The following is a 21,876-nucleotide window of genomic DNA, read 5'->3' on the forward strand; positions in this document are numbered from 1 at the left end:
AAAAACTTGAAAGTAAGTAATAAGTACGATCCCGATAAAATTGTGTAATTTGATGATTTATTGCATGTTTGTGTAAAATCAAAGCTTAGTTGTTGCGCTCTCATTTTAGAAACTTCCTTTGGCGGTATTCTTTATTGCACTTGGGATTTTTTATGATTTCTGCTTTTTGTTAGTTTTTGATCCTTTTTCCTTTGAAGGATAGATATCTGCTAAGGAAACGGATGTACCATGCTCTGAGACAATTCGTGCATGATGTCGTCTTAACTCTCGTGGCTCCTCTACGCCACAGGAATGGCAGATGATCCCTACTTCATTGGTGAGATTTTTGACATAATGATAGACGCGAACAGCCTTGTTTTTGGGGTTTAAGCCTCGGGTCAACCATTTGTTATGGGTTGTAATTCCAGTCGGGCATGTATTCTTATGACATCTCAGTGCTTGTACACAGCCAAGTGCGAACATAAATCCGCGCGCTGAATTAACAAAATCAGCTCCAACGCAAAGTGCCCATGCTACCATTCCTGGGGTGATTAATTTTCCGGAGGCAATGACTTTGATTCGATCACGCAAATCATATTCTACTAATTTATCAACAAGAACAGGAAGACTTTCTCTTAGAGATAGACCCATATAATCCGCGAGTGTTAAAGGAGAAGCTCCCGTTCCTCCCTCAGCACCATCAAGGGTAATAAAGTCTGGTGCGTACTCCAAACCGCGTTTGATGATTTCCTCACATAACTCATCCAACCATTCATAATCGCCAAGAACGACTTTAAATCCCGTAGGTTTTCCGGTTATTTCTCTTACATGATGAATTAGATTGAGTAATTCAGATGAATTTGAGATTTCAGGGAAGCGATTGGGGCTAATAGAGTCCTCGTGAGGTTTGATTCCCCGAATTTTAGCAATTTCCTTTGTTACCTTAACAGCGGGTAATATTCCACCTCTTCCTGGTTTTGAACCTTGACTTAGTTTAATTTCAAACATTTTAACTTGAGGATGTGCCGCTGCTTCTTTTAATTTTTCATCAGAAAGGTTACCGTCTTCATCATGGTATCCATATTTTGCGGATCCGATCTGAGCAATCAAATCACATCCACCTGCTAAATGGTAAGGGGATAATCCACCTTCCCCTGTATTGAGCCAACAACCTGCCTTTTTTGCACCATGCGATAAAGCAAGAATTGCATTTTGTGAAATGGAGCCATGACTCATTGCCGAAATATTGATTAATGAGTTTGTTGTATAGGGGTATTTGCAATGAATTCCAATTGTAACCGAATGCGCCTTTACTACATATCGTTTTAGCACAGGAAAAGGTGAGTCAACAAAATATATTGTATTCGGTTTTCGGGCACGAGTAGTTCCAAATCCTATAGTTGTATCGGTATTCTTACTTGCTTCATAAATCCACGTACGTTCGGTACGATTGAAAGGTAACTCTTCCCGGTCGCGAGTAAAAAAAAAGTGTCTTAAATAGACCCCTAATGATTCAGAGATATAACGCACATAGCCTATGAGAGGAAAGTTTCTTAATATAGTATGTTTTGTTTGGAATATATTCCAAATTCCTAAAAAAATAAGGAATACGAGAAAACTAGCAAATAATAATCCTAGTGTTGTAGAGAAATGGAAATAAGATTCTTTCATAAATTCGCAGCATCCCAGCCAAAGCAAAACCAGAATACACCACAAAAGTATTTTTCAGCAACTCCCACTTAAATCATGAATAATACTCATTTAAATTAAGTGAGATATAAAGGAACAGAGTGGATTGAAAATAATAACAGTTGAGCATATAATGCACACCAATTTAAATTAATTATAGAGGTGATATGCCAACAACTACGAATAACAATAATCATGACCCCAGTCAGGAAAATTCTAATTTTATGCCAATGGATGAAGTTTCAAAAAAAGCTCCTGTCCTAACTTCAACTCCACAGCAAATCATTCAGTCTAATCAAATAATTAAACTATTAAAGTTCAAGTCTCGTCAAAAAGAAGCAGAAAAAGCTTTTTTATATGCATTTGCAGATATAGAAAAACAAGCAGTATTGGATTTTATTACAACACTACAAGATTTACCTTTAGAAACCCCTGATACTGAGGCTGCTGCATTAATCCATAAATGGTATCTTTCAGTTGGCATGCAGTATAAAAAGGAGTTTGCAATGACTGATAAAGAGTATCAGCATTATAAATCTGCAAATATTGCGCGTATTATCACCTCTCATTTTTCACCGCAACAGAAGGAAAAATTGAAAGGAAAAGCTCTTCTTGATGTAGGTGCTGGTGATTGTGTAATGACTTATTTAGTAAGCCAGCATTTAGAGATGGAAGGAAATGCAATTGATATTCAAACTGAGATTGACTGGGGTGGTGAAACGAGCAGTGATCAAAAAAGAAAAAATCATTACATGGCTCAACTTCATAACTATTATGTATATGATGGCAGCGATCTGGTAAGTGCAGTTAAAGGGAAAAAATTTGCGGTAGTTATGTATAATCATTCATTACATCATTTCCCTTCATTTCAAGCACAGCTCAACAGTTTAAAACAGGCAAGCCAAATTCTAGAACCAGGGGGAGTACTTTTTTTGTCAGAGCATGCGAATTGTTTTGATGAGGACATACTGGATTTATCCCATATTTTATTAAACCTCAGATACAGTATCGATAAAAATCAAATTCCTACCCCTTCGGATGCTAAGATGGCTATTTTAAAATTTAAAGCCGAATATCAATCTCTTTATTTTTCTAAAAATATTCTTGATAGGATAACCCAGCAACTAGGGTTTACCTTGATGAGAGAGGAAGTACGTTCTCCAACGGATGTAGCAAAAGCAACATTTTTCTGTTTTGTAAAAAAACCTTCGAGAGCCGAGTTGACGTATTCTCCATATTTCTTTGATGAAGATAAGGCAAGTAGACTTCATCATGTAAAAGACTCCGATCATCAGGATCTACCTCAAAGAAGATACTCTGCCGAGTCTTTTAATTAATTACTGCAATCAAGTAGGGTTAGCTTGTATTGAACATGGACTTAGATACGGGCATTACCCTCCCATGAGCAAAAATTACATCATGGGAATATACGAAGTTGCTACAGTTTGTTCAGCTTCTGGGAGTGAGCTTACACCCAGAGTCTTTAAAAATTTTGAGCAAATTTCTTTAGATTCAGGAAATATTTTTGCATAAAAAGAAAAATCTTCAACCGTTTGACTCACGGTATTTTTCATGTATGCCTGCACATATTTTTTATCTTCAAACTGATAAGATTGACGATCCAAATTGTATAAAATATTCAAAACATGTTGTTGATATGCTCCAATTAATTGAGTCACATTCATTCGTTTTTCAAACAAATTAAGACTTGAAGGAGATTTGCGGATCGTTGCATCCAATGGTACTACATTTTTATTCCAGTATTCATTGTAGCGTTCTTCAAAGAAAGAATCTTGAAAGTTCATATTTATCCTTTATTAGTTAAAATGATAAATATAGTGACAAAATATTAAGAAAATATTAAATGCAGCAAGTTAATGTTTCATTAAAATTCATTTTTTAATGTAACTTTGGAAGACATGACTGATTCCCATACAGAGTGTACAAAGTCAGAATCTTCCATTTCAGGTAGCGTAACTGTTGGGGGCAATGAGGAATTTACATCCGCAAAGTGATTTCTTACAATTTCTCCATTTAGCAAGTCTTTTAAATCCGTTATATACGCAATAATACGCTCTGCAGGTAAACTCTCGATAATTGCTTCATGGGTACATTCTTCTGGAATGATATCTCTATGATCGAGAAACGATTCATATAGAGAAGATAATACGATTAGTCTTTCTGCAACGCCCACGATTAATCCACTCGTTCCATTTTCAATTTCTTTATCTTTTAAAAAGCCTGTGAATAAATCATTAAGAGCAACAGCTCCTCCATATGTTATTAGAGGTTTGTTTTCCGATAAGTATTTAGTTAAAGCCTCGATTGTTACTCTGTCAAAACTACCTCTTATTGGCAAGCCATCCTCAGGAAAAGTACCATGAATTCTATAATAAGGCACATTGCGTTCTATTGTTGATGCTAATCCACCAATACTTTGAGGTTTTGTGCTAAAAAAGCGTAGCTTCCCAATACTCATGCCCACACTCCGAATAAATAAATATACTTCAAAAAACAAAAGTAATTAGAGCGTTCATATTTTTATACGTTACTTGTATTTATTATAGTCATTATTTGGTTCTGTGCGCCTTTTGGCAAAGTATTCTTGGACCCAATTAAACTGTTTAGTCGGTTTTTTTCGCTTAACGTAGGGGTATGGAGATGTAGTAACCTTTGGGTGGATGCTACCCGATTAGAATAAAATTAACCTTTATAATTAATTTAGAATGATTATTTGGGTGATTTATATGGAGAGTCAAAAAACACCGGCAGCTTGAAACATGGGAATCATCCACATGCAAAGAATTAGAATGAAATCATAAGACTGCATCATTAGCGTGCATGAAAATTGTAAAATAACTTAGAGGTTTATTTTAATACTAAATCACAGCATACTCATTTCGCTTAGATAGCGTATTTAACATTCCGATAAAGTTTTCGGATGCACTAACTTTAAAAAATCTTCACTTTTGATTTTCAGAAGTTGAGTATGATTACCAGCATTAAAAACCAACCATTCCTTATGTGCAAGACTATCTGCAAGATAGACATCCATGCCATAAAGTTCACCAAACAATGGTATCGCTCCAACTTCACAGTCGGTAAACCTGTCTTGAAATTCAAATTCTTTAGCAATTTCTGCACGTTTTGCCTGAGTTTCTCTTTTTAATAGATTTAAATCCAGACGACTATGGGCGGGAATTGCTACGAGTGCAAATTTTCCATCCAATTTGACAACTATAGATTTAGCAAAACAATTTCCTTTAATATGCGCTGCTTGCGCACATTGTGATGCTGTATATGCTCTAGAGTGGCTGATAGTCTTATATGCAATATCATGATTATGCATGTATTTTCTAATCGATGGGCTTAACATGGAGCTCTCCTGAAAAAGATCTATTGATTAATTATAGTCCTTATTTAGCCCTGACAGGATAAAGGAGAGCTAGCACGCCAAATAGATTAATCTATGCTTGTTTGCTACGTCGCACGGGTGGCAGTTCAACAAGAAGAGAAAGCACCAAAGCAGCAAGGGCGACAATCTGAAGAATCGCGCGTGAAGCGTGTGCAAACTCCCACTGGTCCCGCAAACGAGTCCAATCAGGAGGCAGGGTGTCGGGTGACAGTGGTACAAGCGCAGCGTTTACCGGAGCGACCCAGATCCAGAAGATTGCGTGAGTCACGACAAGGCATAATGCAGCGAGCAAAGTCCAAAAAAATGCCTTCGGATGGTTGCGGATAGCAACAACCAGCACCAAAGAGGTAACAACCGCTCCGATTTCACAAACCCCTGAGACTCTTCCAAAAGTTGGATAGAGGGTTTGTAAGAGGTTAAGCCACAGCGCGCTGTCATAAGTAAGTTTGGCCGGCAATTCCAAAAGATGGGCAAACGCTGCACTCAAGCTCAACGCCGTCAGCATGATCGTGATGAATCGTAATGTCTTCATAAAACTCCCCAAGTTCAAGCCGGTGGTTTTTAATCTTTCTCCTCCATATGCAGCACCAATAGAATGATTTGGAGGTGCTATTTATTAATGCTAGATTTAACAATTCCAACCTACAAGTTTTATTTTATATTGGATTATTTATCCTATTTAATTTTTACAAAATACCTTATTTTCATAGTCATCCTTAGAATGGAACGTGCTGAATTAATTTTTCTGCGATTGATTCTGCAAAAAGGAAAATGCAGTTATAACGATACGTGATTGAGTCATCTATCCGCAAAGCCCATTTTTCTCACAAGGAGAAGCAGGTCTATCTACTAATCCCTATTCCTCTTTAGATCTGTATGAAAGATTGGCTAGCATGTTGCGTACTTATTTGATCTAGCTAATGAATATGTCCAACAAACTTATTGAATCGAGAAAGATGGTACATTTTATTGATGCTGATGTTAGATAAACCAGACTAAGGAGCTCTTTGTACTATAATTGATACAAATCAATGAATATATAGGCACAAATATGAACAGGGACGCAGAAGTATTAGAAATTTATCATCGAAATATAAGTAAAGAAGAAAAAATTCGTTTACTTGAAGACATTGCCCTTGATTTACGTAATGAAATGGAAGCTCAAGATCAAAATATGCATCCAGAAATTCATAATAAATTAGCTGAGGGCTTGAGACTTGCAACGAATTTTATAAGAGAACTACAGTCACTTAATAAATCATGACATATTGAAAGCTAAATAGCGTCAAATGTATAAATTTAACCCAAAGAGTTTATATAATAATTATAAATACCCCATTTTTGAACTGTGATAAATCAACTTTAGGAGTATTTATAAAATGAAAGCTAAGAAAGAGTCTCAGGAAGAGCTTCAAATAAAAAGAATTTTTGGAATAGTAGAAGAATATAATCAAGATCCAAAAAAAGAACCGATTCAATTTATTCATGGTGGAAGCTCGGCGCCCTTTGCATTTATGGGAAAAACGGTTTCCACACGGCAAGGCACACAAGAAATCCCTCAATCGTTAATTCCTACAGGTATATTAAGAAAAAAATACGGAATTTATCCTATTTCTGGAGAGCTTTCTAAAGGGGTATTTGGCACAGCTGGAAGTAGAAAATTAGGCGTCAATTATGATTCTTTATCGGGAATGGGAACAAAAGTAAGTGATATTGAGGTGGTTTATGGTTTTGCCAATAGATCTAAACGACATACTGACATTCATTCGTTCCATCAAAATATGGAGAACTTAATTACCCAAATTAGTCCAGCTACTTATCTTACAGTACTCAAAATGCTGGTAATGACAGCAACAAATTTAATGATCATGGATGCAAATGGTGGAAATGAGAAACGAGGTTATTATTTACAACTCTTACAAAATGAAAAAGAAAATCTATTAAAACGTACACAAGACCCCGAGGGAAAAATAAAAATTGTAAAATATTTTGCTAAATATATGAAAGAAATAGGAGAGCTCTTAGCTGGGGAAAATATACCTTTTATTGCCGATGACCTATTTATAAGGCAACTATTTAATCAGTATCCAATCATCTATTGTTCTACAGCAAAACCAATTCCATTTTCAATGGGTTCACCCGATGAGCAAATTTATACAGGGGAATTGGATATGCAAACGGTAAAACTTCTCTTTACTCCAGAAGAAAATGTACAGGAATTACACCTCATGCTAGACAAATTGGGACTTTCGCACATTCAAGTTCATGGCTTTACATTGCCACAAAAAACTCAAGAAACTGAATTAGATACACAAAGTGAAGCAGAAGAATTTGATTTGCTATTAAAAAATTTACAACGTATTGATTTGGGAAATAGAAAAATAACTAACTCATTAATTAAATTTTGCATGAAAAATTATTTTAGTGAGACGGGTCAGTCTGAATATCTAGAAAAAGGGATTTGGTTGTTGCAACGCGCTTGTTTTACAAGCACTCTCGATAAAAGCCTGATTAATGAACTAAATGCTATTTATCGAGAAATTCATTCTAAAGTACAGGCAGATCCTAATTATATTGAAAAAACTTGCGGCATTATAAGCACTGACTACTATCAAAAGCTTCAAGCAATTGAATACGTTTATGCCTTAATTGAATGCCGAAGGGTTATAAAAAAAGATGATTTAGGTATTTTTGATTATTCAACAGAAATGAATGAAGAAGTAATTGATGGGTTAATACATAGAGAAGCGCAAGATCCCCAGGCAAATATATTTTTGGAAAATCTTCATTTTATATTTTCAGAAGATCTGAAGAAAGCTATCAATGATTTTGAAATTCAAAATCTGGAGGCCAGAATAAAGGCAATTGATGATTATCATTTAAAACGATCAAGTAATGCAAAGATTGAGGATAATGTTACTCTCGATTTTAAAGATAAATTAATTGAAATTCGACACAATAATGTAGGAGAACCTGAAGATATTAGAGATCTTATTAATGAAATTGATGGGAAAATCGTTCTCCTAAAACAAGACCAGGAAAAATATCCTACTTATGGAAGATATCCTCACAAAATAAACGTTTTGGAAGCAACAAAGGATTTTTTAAGAGGAGAAATAACTCTCAAAGATTTAGAAAAAAAAATGGAAATCAATCATAAATATGATAAAGGGAATGGTTTACTTCGTACCGGTACAGGAAAATTAGTCGATAGAGCAGTAGAGTTACAAAATAGAATGAATCAACGATTAGAATTTTAATTTCTTATTTAAATCAACAATAATCAATGCATTGGGATGCATCAATAATTTAAAGAATTAAAACTGCATTAAATGGCTGCTGTCTAAAATTCTATTCCATTTGATCTCTAGATTGTAATAAATCCTGTAAAGGTTGGGGTAATATCGAGCGAATTGTATGCGTTAGTTTCGCTTCATTTTTTTGCCAAAGAATACCTAAATAAATAATACCAAAGCCAATAACTGTCAAAGCAACAGGGAATAAGTAACTGAGTTTAAAGACCTTGAATGCCAAATATCCTAGGTAGTAACAACTGCCTAAAGCGCCGAATAATACAAATACTTTTCTGTTTAGAATAACTCCAATCAAGATCATTAAAAGATTGATGCACAGATAGATAAATTTAGAAAGCTCATTATCTGAGTGTTGTGCGCTGAGTCCTCCCCAAAAAGTTATCACTCCAAATATATAAAGCCAGAAAGCAAAGTCTGCTGAATTTCTTGATCGAACGTCCACCCAAAAAGCTATTAATACGGTAATTATGCCAAAATACATAGAAACCATAGCGCCTAGCTCATAGGTATAATTTTCAGGATCAAGCATAGAAGTAAGATCCATAGACATGTACCAGAGGGTAACTGCAATCGGCATAATCATAAAGGGGTAGCGGTAGATCCAGGCCAGTATAATTCCTACGATAAGAGTCCCTAATTCCATGAAGATCCAGTTCCATTTGATATAGACATGATAGTCTTGGTACACGCTCTTATCTGGCCACCAGCCCATGCCTTGTTGTAATCCATAAATAGCTAGAGGAGTAAGACAGATTACAAAGGTGGCACATATTCCGGCGGGTATTTTATAACCGATATTATATAACTTATGAGTCAGTGCAACACCCAGAATGGAATAGCACACGGAGAGAAATAAAATTCCCCAGCCTCCATACATTTCCCATCCCAGGTTCATAAATAATGTCATGGCACCTATAGCAATAAGTCCACCAAAATAATAAAGAACATTCGTTAGATTAAATCCTGGACTTTGTTCGGGAAGATTTTTTATGAATTCAATTAAATCATTCGCTTGTTTTTCTGTAATGATTTTAGCTTCAATGGCTTTATTCATCATATTTCGGGAAATTTTCATCATATCTCTCCATGAGATTAGGAGTTCCTTTCAAGCAATAAGATTATAGCTTAGACTCAGAGAGTAAAAATGTAAAACTTACATTAAATTGTCTTAAACCTGCAGCGTATCCTTTATTTTGCTTGGGGAGTTCATTTTATTCTCGTATATTTAAAACTACTGTCTTTTATTTTATCATTTAATTGTATTACTGCTTTCTCTCTATTCTTTGGAAGGACTTTTTTGGTAGCTGCTAAAGAGATATGGGGTGTATAATTTTCTGGAGTAATATCTGCATACATTTTGAAATTTGTATGATAATCCTGATTGTATTTTTTAAGTAATAAAGCCAATTTCAAGTTAATGTTTTTTAACTCATTTCTAGTTGATTCATCCGGAAACAATACAATCGCATTACGAGTACATTTTTTATTGTTTGGTGTTGGCTTAGGACATGATGGCGATACCTGATAAATACCCGCTTCTCCAAAAAAATAGTCTATTGGTGATTCAGCTTTTAGCTCATCTTTCATCATATTTTCCAAGTTTTTATCGCTTTTTCCGTTTATAATCCATCCTGCTGTAACATGATAGTTAGGCATGTTTGTTTTATTTGTATTATTATCTTTTGCAATAACTGTATCCTTTACAAACTGAGCATAAATTTTTGTTTTATCTGTTGGATTGACACGTAGTAGCAAAACAAGATCAGTTGGTTTTGCTGCAAAAGATTGAGAAAGAAACATGAAAGAAAAAAGATAAGTAATTAATATTCTTCTCATAATTGGCTCCTAATAATATTCATTAGACTATATCCATTCAACATTAATTAATTCTTAATTAACATTAGTAACTAATGCATTCCCGATAGCCAATCATTAACTTTCCTCTACCCTGACGGGTGTAGGACAGGTGTGATCAAGAGAAAGTTGCAAGCATCCAGGCTATATTTGCTGGAGAAAATGGATGACACATTATTATTTCAAAGGAGAAATTTAACTAAGACGAAATGCTCTTTATTGTCTGCATTAATTTCATTTTCTTGGTCTGAGATTTCTTCTTTGGGAGTTAAGTGATAAGTTAACTCCCGTTTGCAAGCAAACGGCTTAGTGATTGTTGGGATGATATTTTTCCTCTGATGTAATGGCTTCAGTTTTGGCTTGATTATTAATATTAGTTCTTTGATCTTTAAACATTTTTTCAAATGCATCTACCGAAGATGTGTTAATACCTGTGGCTTGAGTAAACCATCGCTGCGCTGTTTTTAATGTATGATATTCGGGTGATTTTACTAATACATCTTTTAAATCATTTAATTCTTTTATCGTAGAAGTACATTCTATCCGCTTCTTAAAATCATTTAAAATTTTAGTTTTTAAACAATCACCTACCTGAGATTTATACCGTTGTTTAAAAGATTGCATTTCTTCTGGTTTAAATTGAACATCTGTTTTTTTATCCAAGCTATTAGTATCTATAAGATAATCATGCTTCCTTGGTTGATCCTGAAAGCCATATTTATTCAAAATGCGGTGCTTAGGCTTCTGTGACTGTAACTGTTGTGCAAATTCTATTTGTTGCGGTAGATTATTTTTTATAGCAGAATCAATCCTATCTTCACCCAAATAAATTTTTTGACCTTGTCGTTTGACATGCCACTGTTCCGCAAAAGCTTGAGCTGCTTGCTCTGTTTTAAACGTGCAGCATGCCACCTTTTTTCCTTCTTTATTTCTATCGGGTATCCAAGAAACTGAAGGTTTTTCTTTAATTGGCGCAGGCTTATCTGATTGAAGCATCGCTGTTTGTAATTGTTTAATTTTAGGATTATTTAATATGGTATCTAATATTGAATTTTGCTGTGCCTGGTCTACTGGCTTATTTCCTTGGGACTTATCCAATAAGATAAGTGGTTTACTTGGATCCGTTGGTACCATCAATTGATAGTGGTCAAAAACCAAGGTACGTAGATTGCTTTTTTTGCCTATACCAAACTCGATATTATCTGAAAACTTCTGCCAATCACCAATTGCGTAGCGATTAATCAACTGAGTAATTTGTTCCGCTTTAACCTTATCCAGCTCAGGAATCATAGCGGATTCCAATTGCTTTATATTAGCACTTTTTAATATCTCATCTAGTATTGCACCTTGCTGTACCTCATCTATGGCCTTATATCCTTGAGCCTTATCTAATACGATAAGCGGTTTATTCGGATCATTAGGTACCATCAGTTGATAGTGGTCAAAAACCAAGGTACGTAGATTGCTTTTTTTTCCTATACCAAACTCGATATTATCCGCAAACTTTTCCCAAGCGCCGGTTGCATAATGATTAATCAAACGAGTGATTCGTTCTATTTTGGCTTTATCCGCTACAGAAGGCACTGCTGTTTGCAATCGTTGAATTTCGACATCCTGTAATATGGCATCTAATATTTGACCACGCAGTGCATCATTGACTGGCTTATTGTTTTGAGCTTTATCTAAAATGATAATTGGTTTGTTGGGATCAGCGGTTATCATCAATTGATAATTGTGAAATGCCATGCTGGGTAGTTTGCTTTTAAATCCAATACCGAATTCAATATGGTCTGCATATTCTTTCCAATTACCTGTGGCATAATGATTAATTAAGCGAGAAAGCAATTCTACTTTAGCCGGATCCAATGCAGTTGATGAAGTAGTCTTAGGAGATATAGGATTTAATTTAGGAGCAGAATTTAGCAACGAAACAACAGCCTCTTGAGGGATACGCTTTAAAATACTCGCTATAATTTCCTGAGGATTATCCGTATTTTCCTCATAAGAAATGCCATTTTCGTTGTGATACTTATTTAAAACTTTGAACGTTCCATCGTCTCTTAGCTCTATCTTATGATCTCTCGTGATAATACCTGGGGCATAAGGTGGGACGTAATCGATACCAATTCGGCCAAACTTATCGTCAGCGAGCTCCTTCCAGGAAAAACTATCTTTTCCCTTAGTCTCCTTTAACAATTGAGCCACTTGTTGATGATTCGTAGGCAAAAAAGGAACCGCTGTAGGGACTGAAGGAGAAGGAATTGATTTAAGCTTTGGAATAATTACATCTTGTGGTATGCGTCTTAATACACCGTTTATTATTTTCTCACATTCTTCTAAATTTGTATTGATCTGATAAGAGGGTTTATTCCGAACGATAAAACCTCCATTATCATTTAATTCAATTTTATGATCCCGAGTTACAATGCCAGGCTTGTGGTTAGGCGTATTGTCGATGCCAATCCATCCAATCCCGTCTTGAATAATCGGGTTCCATTTTGGTGATGTCCCAGTATCGAATTCTCCGAGTAAATGAGCAAGCTGTTCCTTGGTAGCGAAATTTTTAAAATGCGCAGAATATTTTTGTAATGAAGGATCTTGTTTTATAAGCTTTTCTTGCTCTGATATTGGTAATTTCGCAAAAGAAGCACCTAAAATGTTATCCCGCATTGCCTCCATTTTTTTGCGTATTCCCTCTCGATGAGTGAATCCTTTGATTTCACCTAAAAAGTTATCCAAGTGATGTTTAAAATCGGGTTGGGCTAGCATTCTTGTTAATTTTGTACTAACTTCGGGATCTTGGAGTAACATTTGAATATAATTTGGGCCGTGAGCACTTTTTCTATTTAATTTACCAAGCGCTTGCAGGACATCATTCATGTGAGCATCTTGAGAATAATTAGCATTCGTTTGAAGAGCCAAGAGATCTTTAAATGCCTCTATCCTATCTTGCTTACGTAATTCCCTATACCCTTCTTTCGTGGCGATTAATGCTTCTTCATATGTTTTACCCGGATTTTTTTTTAAATAGTCAGAGGCCAGCTGAAAATGCCAAGCAATATTCGAATTGGCAATCGAGCAATTTCCTACTTTTTGATTCGATTTTTGAAGTTTGCTTGGTGCGGTTGAGTAAGATTTATTATCTTCGATAAATTTAGATACAACATCACGCTTTTCAGAAGTAAATGCGGTCCATATATCTTTAGAAAATCTCTCAAGATCGGCATCAGGTACTGTAAATACCCTTATAGTTGCATTGCTACCTGGACCTAAATGGCGTTCTCCTCGATTTGTATATACAAAATGGGTTCCATTCTGATCTTTCATCACATGTAAGGTAAATGCATGCTTATGCCATCTTGTTGCAAAACCAGAGTAATCTCCTAAAGCAAGATCTTTAATTTTCTTGGCAAACTGATTTTGAGACTGAGTTTTTATTGGATTGAATGCTACTGGACGCCCGTTAGTTAAATTTTTATATCTGCTTTTTATACTTTCTTGAGCATTCTCAACATACCAACCTTCATTTTTAAAGGCGGTATCAAATGGATTATCTTTTAAACCTAAAATATGAGAAATTTCTTTACGCTTTAATTTCGGCCGTTTGGCTTCAAATTTAAAAATTGACATCTAATAAAAACCTCAAGAGCAAATGCCTTTGTTGTTTAAATTATAGTCAATTGATCTTAAAGCGCGTTTATATGCATTACGTAAAATATGCAGTTACAATCATATTTAAATTTACTGTAGATTTGCGGCAAAAAAGCATTGAGTCATTATTTTCGTCCCAACCTATTGATTTTATTACGCCTGCTAGCTAACCTTGCTGCCCTTAAGAGGAGCAGGGTTGCTAAATGACACCAGCAAAAGAACTACCGATTGTCATTGAAAAATCACAAGAAGACGTTGATCAGATCATTGCATTGGTACACTCATCAAACTTACCAGAGGGAACAAAACCTTTTGTCATTGGGTGTATTCACCTGGCCTCCTGGATCCCGCGCGCGCATTGGTCGAGCATAAAATAACTGTATCCAATTTAAAGCGACTTATCTTTGGCATAGGAGATAAGGCTACGAAACAACAAGACAAATCTCCAAAGGAAGAAGAGAATAACGCCGATGCAGAAGAATCCGAAACCAGCCCTTCAAATGATGAGAGCTATGAGCCCAAAGAACCCACAGGACATGGGCGCCTTCCGCATACCGCCTACATCAATGCACAGGAACACACCAATGCCTTAGAGAGTCCCTAAGTACTGGACAACTATGCCACATCACTGTGGTGGCAGGCTTTATTCCATCAATCCCGTCATCCTTATTAATATCAAAGAACAGAATTTAGCTTCCGTTAATAAATATTGGATTGAGAAGCTACGATGCGCTTTATGCAATGAGATCTTTTCAGCCAATATTCCAGCTCATGTTCACCAGGAAAAGTATCATCCAAGTTTTAAAGCCATGTTAGCCTTACAAAAATACTACATGGCCATGCCTTTTCATCGAAAAGAATACTTTCAATCGCTCATTGGCTTTCCCATTCCTTCCTCTACCCAATGGCAACTCATGGAAGAATTAGCTGGTTGTGCGTTATTGGTATTTCCAGCATTAGAAGAACTGGCCGCTAATGGCTTTAATTCACAATGAAGATACTGTTCTTCGAATTCATTCAAGGGAAAAAGCTCGGTTAATTATTTACTTACATATTTTTTCTTCAATAATGATAATATAGTATAAACCCAAATTGGTATAATAATTTAGATGATAAATTCAAAGAATCTTTGAATAATCTTTTAAACTTACAGGTTGATTTTTATGGAAAAATAACTTCATATAAAGGAGTTTTAGATTTTCATAAAGTCATTGATTATGAAAAAATTACAATATATAAGTTCATTGAATAAAAAATGCAGGCGGCTTGCCAAAAGTTCATATTTAACCTCTCTTTAGTCACGGAAACATTCTTTGTAATAAAGCTAGAAGGGCGGTTATAGAGCGCACCATCTTCAATGTCTTGAATGGCTAAGCTCTCTTTCTCCGTTGCATCATGAGCTCCTCCTATCATTCTTATCAAGCAACCTTGCTCGGCAAAAAATTGGGGTAAAAGCGTTTTAGGTGGAGTAATCATCTTTTATTCTCAGCACTTATAAAACAATCACTATTTAAAAGATATATATCCAATAGTTCATTGCTGTCTCAGCAATAAAACCTTTTTCCCCATGCTAATTAGTCGAAGAAAAACACACAGGTTACGCTTGCTGAAGCGGAGTAACAGACTCTTGTGTTGTTTCTTTTGAAGGCATTTTAAATTTATCAAGCTCGGGAAGATCGCTCATTTCACTTTCTTTTGGTGTTATAGATTTATCTGTAATCTCTTGCGGACCATCTTTTCCTGGCCTGTAGAGCTTTCCATCACCATTAGAAAAAGCAATGACTTTATTGGTTTTTTCATCAATCATAATAAAACTTTTTCCTAAGTCAGCTTGTTCTTTAAAAAAGGCAGCCATGTCCTCATCAGATTTAAAAGATAGGTTTAATCGACCCTCTTCATCTTTCTGAGGCGGGTTATCCTTAAACCATTTTTCCCCGCAATGTTTTTTATAGGCTTCAAGCAAAGCTTCAGTTTGTTCACTTTGAATACTAGTACTCTTTTTCTTACGGGCAAGAGCTTGCAGATCCTGCATCTCAGAAGTCCCGGAAACTGTTTCCTTAGGAGGTGCTAATGGTAGATTGTCTTCCAAAGTTGGTGGCTGTAGATTGTTCTTTACCCAATCGTTAATCATTTGTTTTTGGCTTGATGTCTGCACACCAGCAGCCACACCACCACCAATTGCCAATCTTCCTTCAGGGGTTTTTTGATTAGTCCAGCCTAGTAACACGCCTCCATCATCCATAAATTGAGAAGCATGGCTAAGACTTTTTTTTACTGAATCATCATCAGCTGGCCCTGCATTTCCTTTGCTGTCGAATTTCATCGTGGTAATAGGAACTGTCCGGTATACGCCCTTTAAATGTTGATATTTTGGCTCAGTGAGTAGTTGCTCGATTTCGGATATAACAGATGCCTGATTCGCTCCATTTGTACCTGTTTTCCAGCCACCTTTATTGTAAGTATCTATAATTTTATCTGTTTGAGCTTGATTGGCAGAATAGGTGATCCCAACCGTTTTAGCTCCATTAGCGTGTAATCTCGCTACTTCATCCAAAATTTTAATTGCCTGATCTCTAGATGAAATTGAAGTACCATTCTTTTCGAAATCTACTCGGAAGGGAACAATACTGTTTGGCATGTCATAAATCCTTACAATTGTTATACTTTTTAAAGCATAGTTAAACCAATTTATATTTTCAATCAAAACCAAGCTAGGTTTAAATAATTTGTTAATGACTTAATTAGTAAGCGTAGGCCCTTTGCTTCAAACGGGGTTAACCTATTCGGAATCGTAAAAAATTAAATTCAAAGTCGGCGAGTAGTCAAATTTAGATAGAGACTATCACCCATGGATTACTTTAGTAGTTAGAAGAGTCCCTAAATGAACAAATAGGATACGCTTGGTTTTATTTTTAACAAAATTATTGACTAATTCAAAAAGAAATCTATTACTTTTAATAGAAGCTCATTTATTTCAGATTTTATCAATCTGATTATGAGAAATTGTATGATAAAGTGACTTTTGAAATAAAATGTAAGATAAGAAATTACATTGTTCTTTTCTAACAGCAAAAGGAGAATAGATGGATACTATTGCTGTTATTATAAATAAAATGGCCCAAAATTCCGCTAAAGCCATACTCTATTTAGATGGTTTAAAAAGTGCGAATATTTCTTATATTCTCTATGAGGCTACACCAAAAAATTTGCCGGCAACGATAAAGAAATGTATTAAAAAATATAAAATTATTTTGATTGGTGGAGGAGATGGGACGATACGTACAGCAGCTCATTATTGCGCCCATACTTCAGTAATTTTAGGGGTAATTCCCTTAGGAACTCTTAACCATTTTGCTAAGGAACAGGCCTTACCTAGCGACGTTAAAGATATAGTTACCAGTTTGAAAAAATCTCATACAATTAAAATCGACTTAGCTGCAGTCAATGACATTATTTTTATTAATAATTCTTCCATTGGCTTTTATCCAAAATTTGCCGACAAACGAGATCAGTATAATAAGAGCTATAATAAGTGGTTAAGCTATATACCGGGGTTTATCCAGAGTTTTAAAAAACATCCAGTCTTTTCTTTAACTGTAAAAAGCAAAAACCTGGATTTATCGTTTCACACTTCTTTTTTGATGGTCAGTAATAATGTATATTCTTATAAGTTTCCTGCAACAATTAAAAGGGATAGCTTTCAAAAAGCATTGCTCGGACTTTATTATTTTAAACAGGGAAAAATTCAACTATTTAAAATAATACAAAGCCTATTTTTCAGTAAAAATCTCTTTGAAAAAATTCAATCAAAACATCCTATTGAAATCCATTTTAATAATGAGAAAGAAATTAAAATCTCTGTAGATGGCGATACCATCAAAACAAAAACTCCATTGTATTATCGAACTTTACCCCGCTCTTTAATTCTTCTGAAGAGTTCATCATGAAAATAATACATATTTCCGATCTTCATTTTGGAATGCATAATTCTATGATTATTGAATCTCTTCTGGAGGATCTAAACTTATTGAAACCCGATATTATTATTATATCTGGGGACTTAACACAGAGAGCTCGTCCTAAGCAATATAAACAATTATTAGAATTCTTACAGCACTTCACTATGCCTCTGCTTATTGTTCCAGGCAATCATGATATTCCTTTTGATAATCCCATCCGCCGTTTTTTATATCCATTTAAACGCTATAAAGACTATATTTCTACTCAGCTGGAGGTAAGTTTTAATAATAAAGAAGTAAATATTCTTGGAGTTAATAGTGCCACCCCGTACCAGATTAAAGATGGTAGGCTAAGTAAAAAGACATTAGGTCGTATAAAAAAACATTTTTCAGGTGCCTCAAAACAATTAAATATTTTATTTTTTCATCATAACCTTAAATATTTTTCAGGGATGCATCATCCCTTAAATAATGCGGAAGAATTTATAAATTATTTAAAAGAAGGTTCTGTTCATATCGTTTGTACAGGTCATCTGCATTATGCCAATTTAGCATTAATTACCAAGAATCAAGGAGAACAATGTGCATTACTGCACGCGGGTTCAACATCTTGTTTACGAACTAAAGATGGGAAAAATAGTTATTATTCAATCAGTACGGATCAATTAAAGTGCTCTATTGATTGGCGGGTTTTTGTCAATAATTCCTTTGTATCCCATAAGATTTACGAACTCGATTTTACCCCTAAAGATGCTATTTGAGAACAATCACAATTATGAAACAATAATTAAGGATAATGATAATTCAAAGAAATTGTTTATACTAAGTTAATACTATAATTTCGTTTTAAAGGATATACATTATAAGTACCAGAAGAACTTTTGAGGTAAGCAAGCGCTGAAGTTGCACCCAGTAAACAAGTTAAAAGGGACCAGATACATGGATAAGATAACACCACATTTATGGTTCGATAAGGAAGCCAGGGAAGCTGTCGAGTTTTATACTTCTTTGTTTCCTAACTCGAAAATTAGGAATATTACAACACTCCATGACACGCCATCGGGAGATTGTGATGTTGTTTCTTTTGAGCTTTCAAGCCAGTCTTTTATGGCGATCAGCGCAGGACCTTTTTTTAAACTCAATCCTTCGGTTTCCTTTATCGTAAATTTCAATAAGGCAGAGGAAAAGGATGCCAGGGAAAAACTTGATTTGCTATGGAACAAGTTGCTTAGCAACGGCAGGGCGCTCATGCCGCTTCAAGAATATCCTTTTAGCAAATACTATGGATGGGTTCAGGACAAATACGGTCTTTCATGGCAACTCATTCTTTCGGATATCGGGAGTGAAGAACAGCCCCACATCATGCCGTCGTTCCTGTTCGTCGGGAATGTGTGCGGTAAGGCAGAAGAGGCTATCAATTTCTATATATCGATATTTAAAAACTCAAAATGGGGCAATGTCACTTATTATAGTTCTACTCAAGCTCCAGAAAAAGAAGGGACAATTGCATTTGCCAATTTTATACTTTCAGGCAAATGGTTCGCTGCGATGGAGAGTGCCCAAAATCATGATTTTACTTTTAACGAAGCGATATCGTTCATGGTGAATTGTGAAACTCAGGAAGAAATTGATTATTACTGGAAGAGGCTCTCTGCAGTACCGGAAGCGGAGCAGTGTGGGTGGCTTAAGGATAAGTACGGAATTTCATGGCAGGTAGTTCCCATCGCTTTGGGCGAAATGATGAAAAATGGCACCCGGAAGCAGATTGATCGGCTAACGCAAGCATTTTTACAAATGAAGAAATTTGATATCGCGACGCTTAAGCGAGCTTATGAAGGAAAATAAAATGAGAAAACTAGTAGTTCTATCATTTATATCTCTTGACGGTGTGATGCAGGCTCCTGGTGGGACCGAAGAGGATCCCACTGGCGGATTTAAATATGGAGGTTGGACCTTTCCTTATTTTGATGAGTTCCTTGGCAAAGTGATGGACAAACAAATGGGCCATCCCTTTGATTTATTGCTTGGCAGGAAAACGTATGAGATATTTGCTGCTTATTGGCCATATATAAAAGATGATCCAATCGCGGATAAATTCAATAGTGTGAAAAAATACGTTGTCTCAACAGCGCTTGAGAATCTTAGTTGGTCGAACTCTGTGCTCCTCAGTGACAATATCACGCAAGAAATTAGAAAGCTTAAGGAGCAAGATGGACCTGAATTGCAAGTATATGGTAGCGGTAATCTCATTCAAACACTTCTGAAGCATGACCTAGTTAATGAGCTTTGGCTGAAAATATTTCCCATCACGCTCGGCAATGGCAAACGTCTGTTTGATAAAGGTACAATTCCGGTTGGATTCAAGTTGCTGGAAAGTTTGGTTTCTCCAAGTGGAGTCATCGCTGCCTCATACGTGCGTGCAGGAGATGTCAAGATAGGGTCATTCGCGCTGGATAAACCATCGGAAGCAGAACTTGCTCGTCGCAAAAAGCTTAAAGAAGAATAACTAATTCGAAAAGAGTAAGTATAGGCTTCTTCACCCCCACCCCAGTAAACATCATCTCTCATTACCCCACGAATCGCATCCCCAGTGTCCTGAGCAATGATGAGACGATATAATAGGCTATCATTATCCTTTATCTTTAAGTTGGCGAGCATATTCCAAACCAAGACCTCTATTTGCTCCGGTAATTAGTACCTCCTCTGTAATTCAAAATTTTCACGAGATTGGAGAACTAGATTTTATTGTTTAAAATTCAAGTTATTAATTTCTAAAAAGTAATTTTTAAATTAATAAGTAGAGCATAGTCAAAGAAGAAATGACTACACTTATATTATTTTATTGGATATAGCATTTTTTTGGGAAACCAGAATATAATTCTTCACTCCAATCTGATTGAAGCCACCAACTCTGCTAAAGAGTCTTTATAACAGAATCGCTTATACCGCTGCAATCGGGAAAAAGGGTGTTAGAATTTATTTTTAAATCAGGAGAACTACATGTGGATTAAGGATTTGTTTATTGATATCCCTGTGAGAGATAATGGCCCGGAAACCAGATTGCATATACGGATAGTCAGTGAAAATGAGGACAATCTCGACAAAATGCCGTATGTTTTTATGCTTCCTGGCGGACCTGGTGCCAACCATTCGCACTACAAGGATTACGAATGCTTATGTAAGACAGGTAATATGGTATTCATTGATCCAAGAGGATGTGGGTTAAGCGATAAACACGAACCTTCTTCATATACCATGCAAAACTACATCCAAGATGTTAATGAAATTCGTAAATACCTTAATTTGGATGAAATAGTTTTATTGGGTAAATCTTACGGAGCTATGTGTGCATTGGGATATACCCTTGATTATCCGAAACATGTTTCCAGTCTTATTCTGGCAGCAGGTTCTCCAAGCTATAAAAATATTGAGACGGCGCGCATAAATGTTGAAAAAAGAGCTACCCTGGAGCAACAAAAAGCCTGTGAACAGTTATGGGAAGGGAGTTTTAAAAGTGATGAAGAGGTAGATAAATTTTTTGATGCCATGGATTCCATGTATTCTTGGAAAAAAAGACACAAGCTCCCTGTAAGTCGACCAGCTCCGGAATATGCTTTTGCTCACGAACCTTTGAACCAGGGATTTGGCGGATTTTTACGAACATTTGATTATGAAGATCGCTTGCATGAAATAGCCTGCAAAACGCTCATTCTGGTAGGGGAAGAAGATTGGGTTACCGATAAAAGACATTCCGAATTTATGGCGAGCAGGATTCCAGACAATAAGTTTATCGTATTTCCTAATGCAGATCATTCAATGGAATCTGATGTTCCAGAAGCATTCTTTTCAAGCATACAAACCTTTATAAAAAGCCAGTATGAAAAAAAAAATCCACATCATTTTTTTCAGGAAAAGGAGAGTACAAATAAGGAAAAATTTGATTTGAAAGCTGATGTAGTTAGTGGATTTTTTAATTCATAGAGTCCCACATAAGCTGTTACTTTTTTATTATTTG

At 35.7% G+C, this 21,876-nt stretch carries 21 protein-coding genes and 1 pseudogene; 11 read left to right on the forward strand and 11 right to left on the reverse strand.

The window, feature by feature from the left end:
* Positions 1-150: 150 nt before the first annotated feature.
* Entirely contained in the window at positions 151-1,650 is a 1,500-nt protein-coding gene (locus tag FOLKNPGA_RS08050) for an FMN-binding glutamate synthase family protein (RefSeq protein ID WP_182352546.1), read from the reverse strand.
* Positions 1,651-1,835: 185 nt separating this feature from the next.
* On the opposite strand from FOLKNPGA_RS08050, the gene FOLKNPGA_RS08055 reads away from it, so the two are divergent.
* A complete protein-coding gene (locus tag FOLKNPGA_RS08055; RefSeq protein ID WP_182352547.1) occupies positions 1,836-3,005 on the forward strand; it encodes a bifunctional 2-polyprenyl-6-hydroxyphenol methylase/3-demethylubiquinol 3-O-methyltransferase UbiG in 1,170 nt (389 codons plus the stop codon).
* 75 nt (positions 3,006-3,080) lie between these two features.
* Here the strand turns inward: FOLKNPGA_RS08055 and FOLKNPGA_RS08060 are convergent, their stop codons facing one another.
* The 4 genes from FOLKNPGA_RS08060 to FOLKNPGA_RS08075 all read right to left on the reverse strand — a co-directional run bounded on the left by FOLKNPGA_RS08060 (position 3,081) and on the right by FOLKNPGA_RS08075 (position 5,615).
* Complete coding sequence (locus tag FOLKNPGA_RS08060; protein WP_182352548.1) at positions 3,081-3,473, reverse strand: hypothetical protein; 393 nt, start codon at positions 3,471-3,473, stop codon at positions 3,081-3,083.
* A gap of 80 nt (positions 3,474-3,553) precedes the next feature.
* The gene (locus tag FOLKNPGA_RS08065) at positions 3,554-4,147 is read right to left on the reverse strand and encodes a hypothetical protein (protein WP_182352549.1); all 594 of its coding nucleotides are present in this window, start codon (positions 4,145-4,147) and stop codon (positions 3,554-3,556) included.
* Positions 4,148-4,585: 438 nt separating this feature from the next.
* Positions 4,586-5,044 carry an aminoacyl-tRNA deacylase gene (locus tag FOLKNPGA_RS08070; RefSeq protein WP_182352550.1) on the reverse strand — a complete coding sequence of 153 codons (459 nt, stop codon included), beginning with the start codon at positions 5,042-5,044 and terminating at the stop codon, positions 4,586-4,588.
* Positions 5,045-5,135: 91 nt separating this feature from the next.
* Positions 5,136-5,615: a DUF1772 domain-containing protein gene (locus FOLKNPGA_RS08075; RefSeq protein ID WP_182352551.1), complete on the reverse strand. Its 480-nt coding sequence runs from the start codon at positions 5,613-5,615 to the stop codon at positions 5,136-5,138.
* A gap of 519 nt (positions 5,616-6,134) precedes the next feature.
* Between FOLKNPGA_RS08075 and FOLKNPGA_RS08080 the strand changes: the two genes are divergently transcribed.
* Positions 6,135-6,347: a hypothetical protein gene (locus tag FOLKNPGA_RS08080; protein WP_182352552.1), complete on the forward strand. Its 213-nt coding sequence runs from the start codon at positions 6,135-6,137 to the stop codon at positions 6,345-6,347.
* 115 nt (positions 6,348-6,462) lie between these two features.
* Positions 6,463-8,343, forward strand: a complete 1,881-nt coding sequence (locus tag FOLKNPGA_RS08085; RefSeq protein ID WP_182352553.1) for a hypothetical protein — start codon at positions 6,463-6,465, stop codon at positions 8,341-8,343.
* Between the two features lie 91 nt (positions 8,344-8,434).
* On the opposite strand, the gene FOLKNPGA_RS08090 is transcribed toward FOLKNPGA_RS08085, so the two are convergent.
* The 3 genes from FOLKNPGA_RS08090 to FOLKNPGA_RS08100 all read right to left on the reverse strand — a co-directional run bounded on the left by FOLKNPGA_RS08090 (position 8,435) and on the right by FOLKNPGA_RS08100 (position 13,881).
* Positions 8,435-9,472, reverse strand: coding sequence for a DUF2157 domain-containing protein (locus FOLKNPGA_RS08090; protein WP_182352801.1), 1,038 nt, complete (start codon positions 9,470-9,472; stop codon positions 8,435-8,437).
* A 131-nt stretch (positions 9,473-9,603) separates the two neighbouring features.
* Positions 9,604-10,233, reverse strand: a complete 630-nt coding sequence (locus FOLKNPGA_RS08095) for a hypothetical protein (RefSeq protein ID WP_182352554.1) — start codon at positions 10,231-10,233, stop codon at positions 9,604-9,606.
* 324 nt (positions 10,234-10,557) lie between these two features.
* Positions 10,558-13,881, reverse strand: a complete 3,324-nt coding sequence (locus FOLKNPGA_RS08100) for a hypothetical protein (protein WP_182352555.1) — start codon at positions 13,879-13,881, stop codon at positions 10,558-10,560.
* A 224-nt stretch (positions 13,882-14,105) separates the two neighbouring features.
* Between FOLKNPGA_RS08100 and FOLKNPGA_RS08105 the strand changes: the two genes are divergently transcribed.
* Genes FOLKNPGA_RS08105 through FOLKNPGA_RS08115 form a run of 3 tightly spaced genes read left to right on the forward strand, consistent with a single transcriptional unit; the run spans position 14,106 to position 14,897 of the window.
* A complete protein-coding gene (locus FOLKNPGA_RS08105) occupies positions 14,106-14,279 on the forward strand; it encodes a hypothetical protein (protein ID WP_182352556.1) in 174 nt (57 codons plus the stop codon).
* Positions 14,261-14,506 (forward strand): hypothetical protein, encoded by a 246-nt coding sequence (locus FOLKNPGA_RS08110; protein WP_182352557.1) that lies wholly within the window; start codon positions 14,261-14,263, stop codon positions 14,504-14,506. Before FOLKNPGA_RS08105 ends, FOLKNPGA_RS08110 begins: the two co-directional genes overlap by 19 nt.
* 13 nt (positions 14,507-14,519) lie before the next feature.
* Positions 14,520-14,897 (forward strand): hypothetical protein, encoded by a 378-nt coding sequence (locus tag FOLKNPGA_RS08115; RefSeq protein ID WP_182352558.1) that lies wholly within the window; start codon positions 14,520-14,522, stop codon positions 14,895-14,897.
* 220 nt (positions 14,898-15,117) lie between these two features.
* Here FOLKNPGA_RS08115 and FOLKNPGA_RS08120 read toward each other — a convergent pair whose 3' ends face one another.
* The gene (locus FOLKNPGA_RS08120) at positions 15,118-15,378 is read right to left on the reverse strand and encodes a hypothetical protein (RefSeq protein WP_182352559.1); all 261 of its coding nucleotides are present in this window, start codon (positions 15,376-15,378) and stop codon (positions 15,118-15,120) included.
* A gap of 121 nt (positions 15,379-15,499) precedes the next feature.
* The gene (locus FOLKNPGA_RS08125; protein WP_255466072.1) at positions 15,500-16,606 is read right to left on the reverse strand and encodes a hypothetical protein; all 1,107 of its coding nucleotides are present in this window, start codon (positions 16,604-16,606) and stop codon (positions 15,500-15,502) included.
* Between the two features lie 379 nt (positions 16,607-16,985).
* Between FOLKNPGA_RS08125 and FOLKNPGA_RS08130 the strand changes: the two genes are divergently transcribed.
* The 4 genes from FOLKNPGA_RS08130 (at position 16,986) to FOLKNPGA_RS08145 (ending at position 20,367) form a co-directional block, all read left to right on the forward strand.
* Positions 16,986-17,849 carry a diacylglycerol kinase family protein gene (locus tag FOLKNPGA_RS08130; protein ID WP_182352560.1) on the forward strand — a complete coding sequence of 288 codons (864 nt, stop codon included), beginning with the start codon at positions 16,986-16,988 and terminating at the stop codon, positions 17,847-17,849.
* Positions 17,846-18,622, forward strand: a complete 777-nt coding sequence (locus FOLKNPGA_RS08135; protein ID WP_182352561.1) for a metallophosphoesterase — start codon at positions 17,846-17,848, stop codon at positions 18,620-18,622. The genes FOLKNPGA_RS08130 and FOLKNPGA_RS08135 overlap by 4 nt, the downstream gene beginning before the upstream one ends.
* A gap of 178 nt (positions 18,623-18,800) precedes the next feature.
* Positions 18,801-19,706 (forward strand): VOC family protein, encoded by a 906-nt coding sequence (locus tag FOLKNPGA_RS08140; RefSeq protein ID WP_182352562.1) that lies wholly within the window; start codon positions 18,801-18,803, stop codon positions 19,704-19,706.
* 1 nt (position 19,707) lies between these two features.
* On the forward strand, positions 19,708-20,367 hold the full coding sequence (locus FOLKNPGA_RS08145) for a dihydrofolate reductase family protein (RefSeq protein WP_182352563.1): 660 nt from the start codon (positions 19,708-19,710) through the stop codon (positions 20,365-20,367).
* Between the two features lie 23 nt (positions 20,368-20,390).
* Here FOLKNPGA_RS08145 and FOLKNPGA_RS19195 read toward each other — a convergent pair.
* A pseudogene (locus tag FOLKNPGA_RS19195) lies at positions 20,391-20,474 on the reverse strand (3D domain-containing protein); the annotation flags it as partial.
* A 387-nt stretch (positions 20,475-20,861) separates the two neighbouring features.
* Between FOLKNPGA_RS19195 and FOLKNPGA_RS08155 the strand changes: the two are divergent.
* The gene (locus FOLKNPGA_RS08155; protein ID WP_182352564.1) at positions 20,862-21,842 is read left to right on the forward strand and encodes an alpha/beta fold hydrolase; all 981 of its coding nucleotides are present in this window, start codon (positions 20,862-20,864) and stop codon (positions 21,840-21,842) included.
* Positions 21,843-21,876 lie beyond the last annotated feature (34 nt).

The sequence above is a fragment of the Legionella sp. PC1000 genome (genome assembly GCF_014109805.1).
In the GTDB taxonomy this organism is placed as follows: Bacteria; Pseudomonadota; Gammaproteobacteria; order Legionellales; family Legionellaceae; genus Legionella; species Legionella resiliens.

Bases quoted from the DNA above. Each gene is read 5' to 3' on its own strand.
- FOLKNPGA_RS08135 (WP_182352561.1), top strand. From the start codon at position 17,846: ATGAAAATAATACATATTTCCGATCTTCATTTTGGAATGCATAATTCT.
- FOLKNPGA_RS08095 (WP_182352554.1), bottom strand. From the start codon at position 10,233: ATGAGAAGAATATTAATTACTTATCTTTTTTCTTTCATGTTTCTTTCT.
- FOLKNPGA_RS08115 (WP_182352558.1), top strand. From the start codon at position 14,520: ATGCCACATCACTGTGGTGGCAGGCTTTATTCCATCAATCCCGTCATC.
- FOLKNPGA_RS08080 (WP_182352552.1), top strand. From the start codon at position 6,135: ATGAACAGGGACGCAGAAGTATTAGAAATTTATCATCGAAATATAAGT.
- FOLKNPGA_RS08120 (WP_182352559.1), bottom strand. From the start codon at position 15,378: ATGATTACTCCACCTAAAACGCTTTTACCCCAATTTTTTGCCGAGCAA.
- FOLKNPGA_RS08060 (WP_182352548.1), bottom strand. From the start codon at position 3,473: ATGAACTTTCAAGATTCTTTCTTTGAAGAACGCTACAATGAATACTGG.
- FOLKNPGA_RS08055 (WP_182352547.1), top strand. From the start codon at position 1,836: ATGCCAACAACTACGAATAACAATAATCATGACCCCAGTCAGGAAAAT.
- FOLKNPGA_RS08075 (WP_182352551.1), bottom strand. From the start codon at position 5,615: ATGAAGACATTACGATTCATCACGATCATGCTGACGGCGTTGAGCTTG.
- FOLKNPGA_RS08140 (WP_182352562.1), top strand. From the start codon at position 18,801: ATGGATAAGATAACACCACATTTATGGTTCGATAAGGAAGCCAGGGAA.
- FOLKNPGA_RS08130 (WP_182352560.1), top strand. From the start codon at position 16,986: ATGGATACTATTGCTGTTATTATAAATAAAATGGCCCAAAATTCCGCT.
- FOLKNPGA_RS08070 (WP_182352550.1), bottom strand. From the start codon at position 5,044: ATGTTAAGCCCATCGATTAGAAAATACATGCATAATCATGATATTGCA.
- FOLKNPGA_RS08100 (WP_182352555.1), bottom strand. From the start codon at position 13,881: ATGTCAATTTTTAAATTTGAAGCCAAACGGCCGAAATTAAAGCGTAAA.
- FOLKNPGA_RS08065 (WP_182352549.1), bottom strand. From the start codon at position 4,147: ATGAGTATTGGGAAGCTACGCTTTTTTAGCACAAAACCTCAAAGTATT.
- FOLKNPGA_RS08085 (WP_182352553.1), top strand. From the start codon at position 6,463: ATGAAAGCTAAGAAAGAGTCTCAGGAAGAGCTTCAAATAAAAAGAATT.
- FOLKNPGA_RS08145 (WP_182352563.1), top strand. From the start codon at position 19,708: ATGAGAAAACTAGTAGTTCTATCATTTATATCTCTTGACGGTGTGATG.
- FOLKNPGA_RS08105 (WP_182352556.1), top strand. From the start codon at position 14,106: ATGACACCAGCAAAAGAACTACCGATTGTCATTGAAAAATCACAAGAA.
- FOLKNPGA_RS08090 (WP_182352801.1), bottom strand. From the start codon at position 9,472: ATGAAAATTTCCCGAAATATGATGAATAAAGCCATTGAAGCTAAAATC.
- FOLKNPGA_RS08155 (WP_182352564.1), top strand. From the start codon at position 20,862: ATGTGGATTAAGGATTTGTTTATTGATATCCCTGTGAGAGATAATGGC.
- FOLKNPGA_RS08050 (WP_182352546.1), bottom strand. From the start codon at position 1,650: ATGAAAGAATCTTATTTCCATTTCTCTACAACACTAGGATTATTATTT.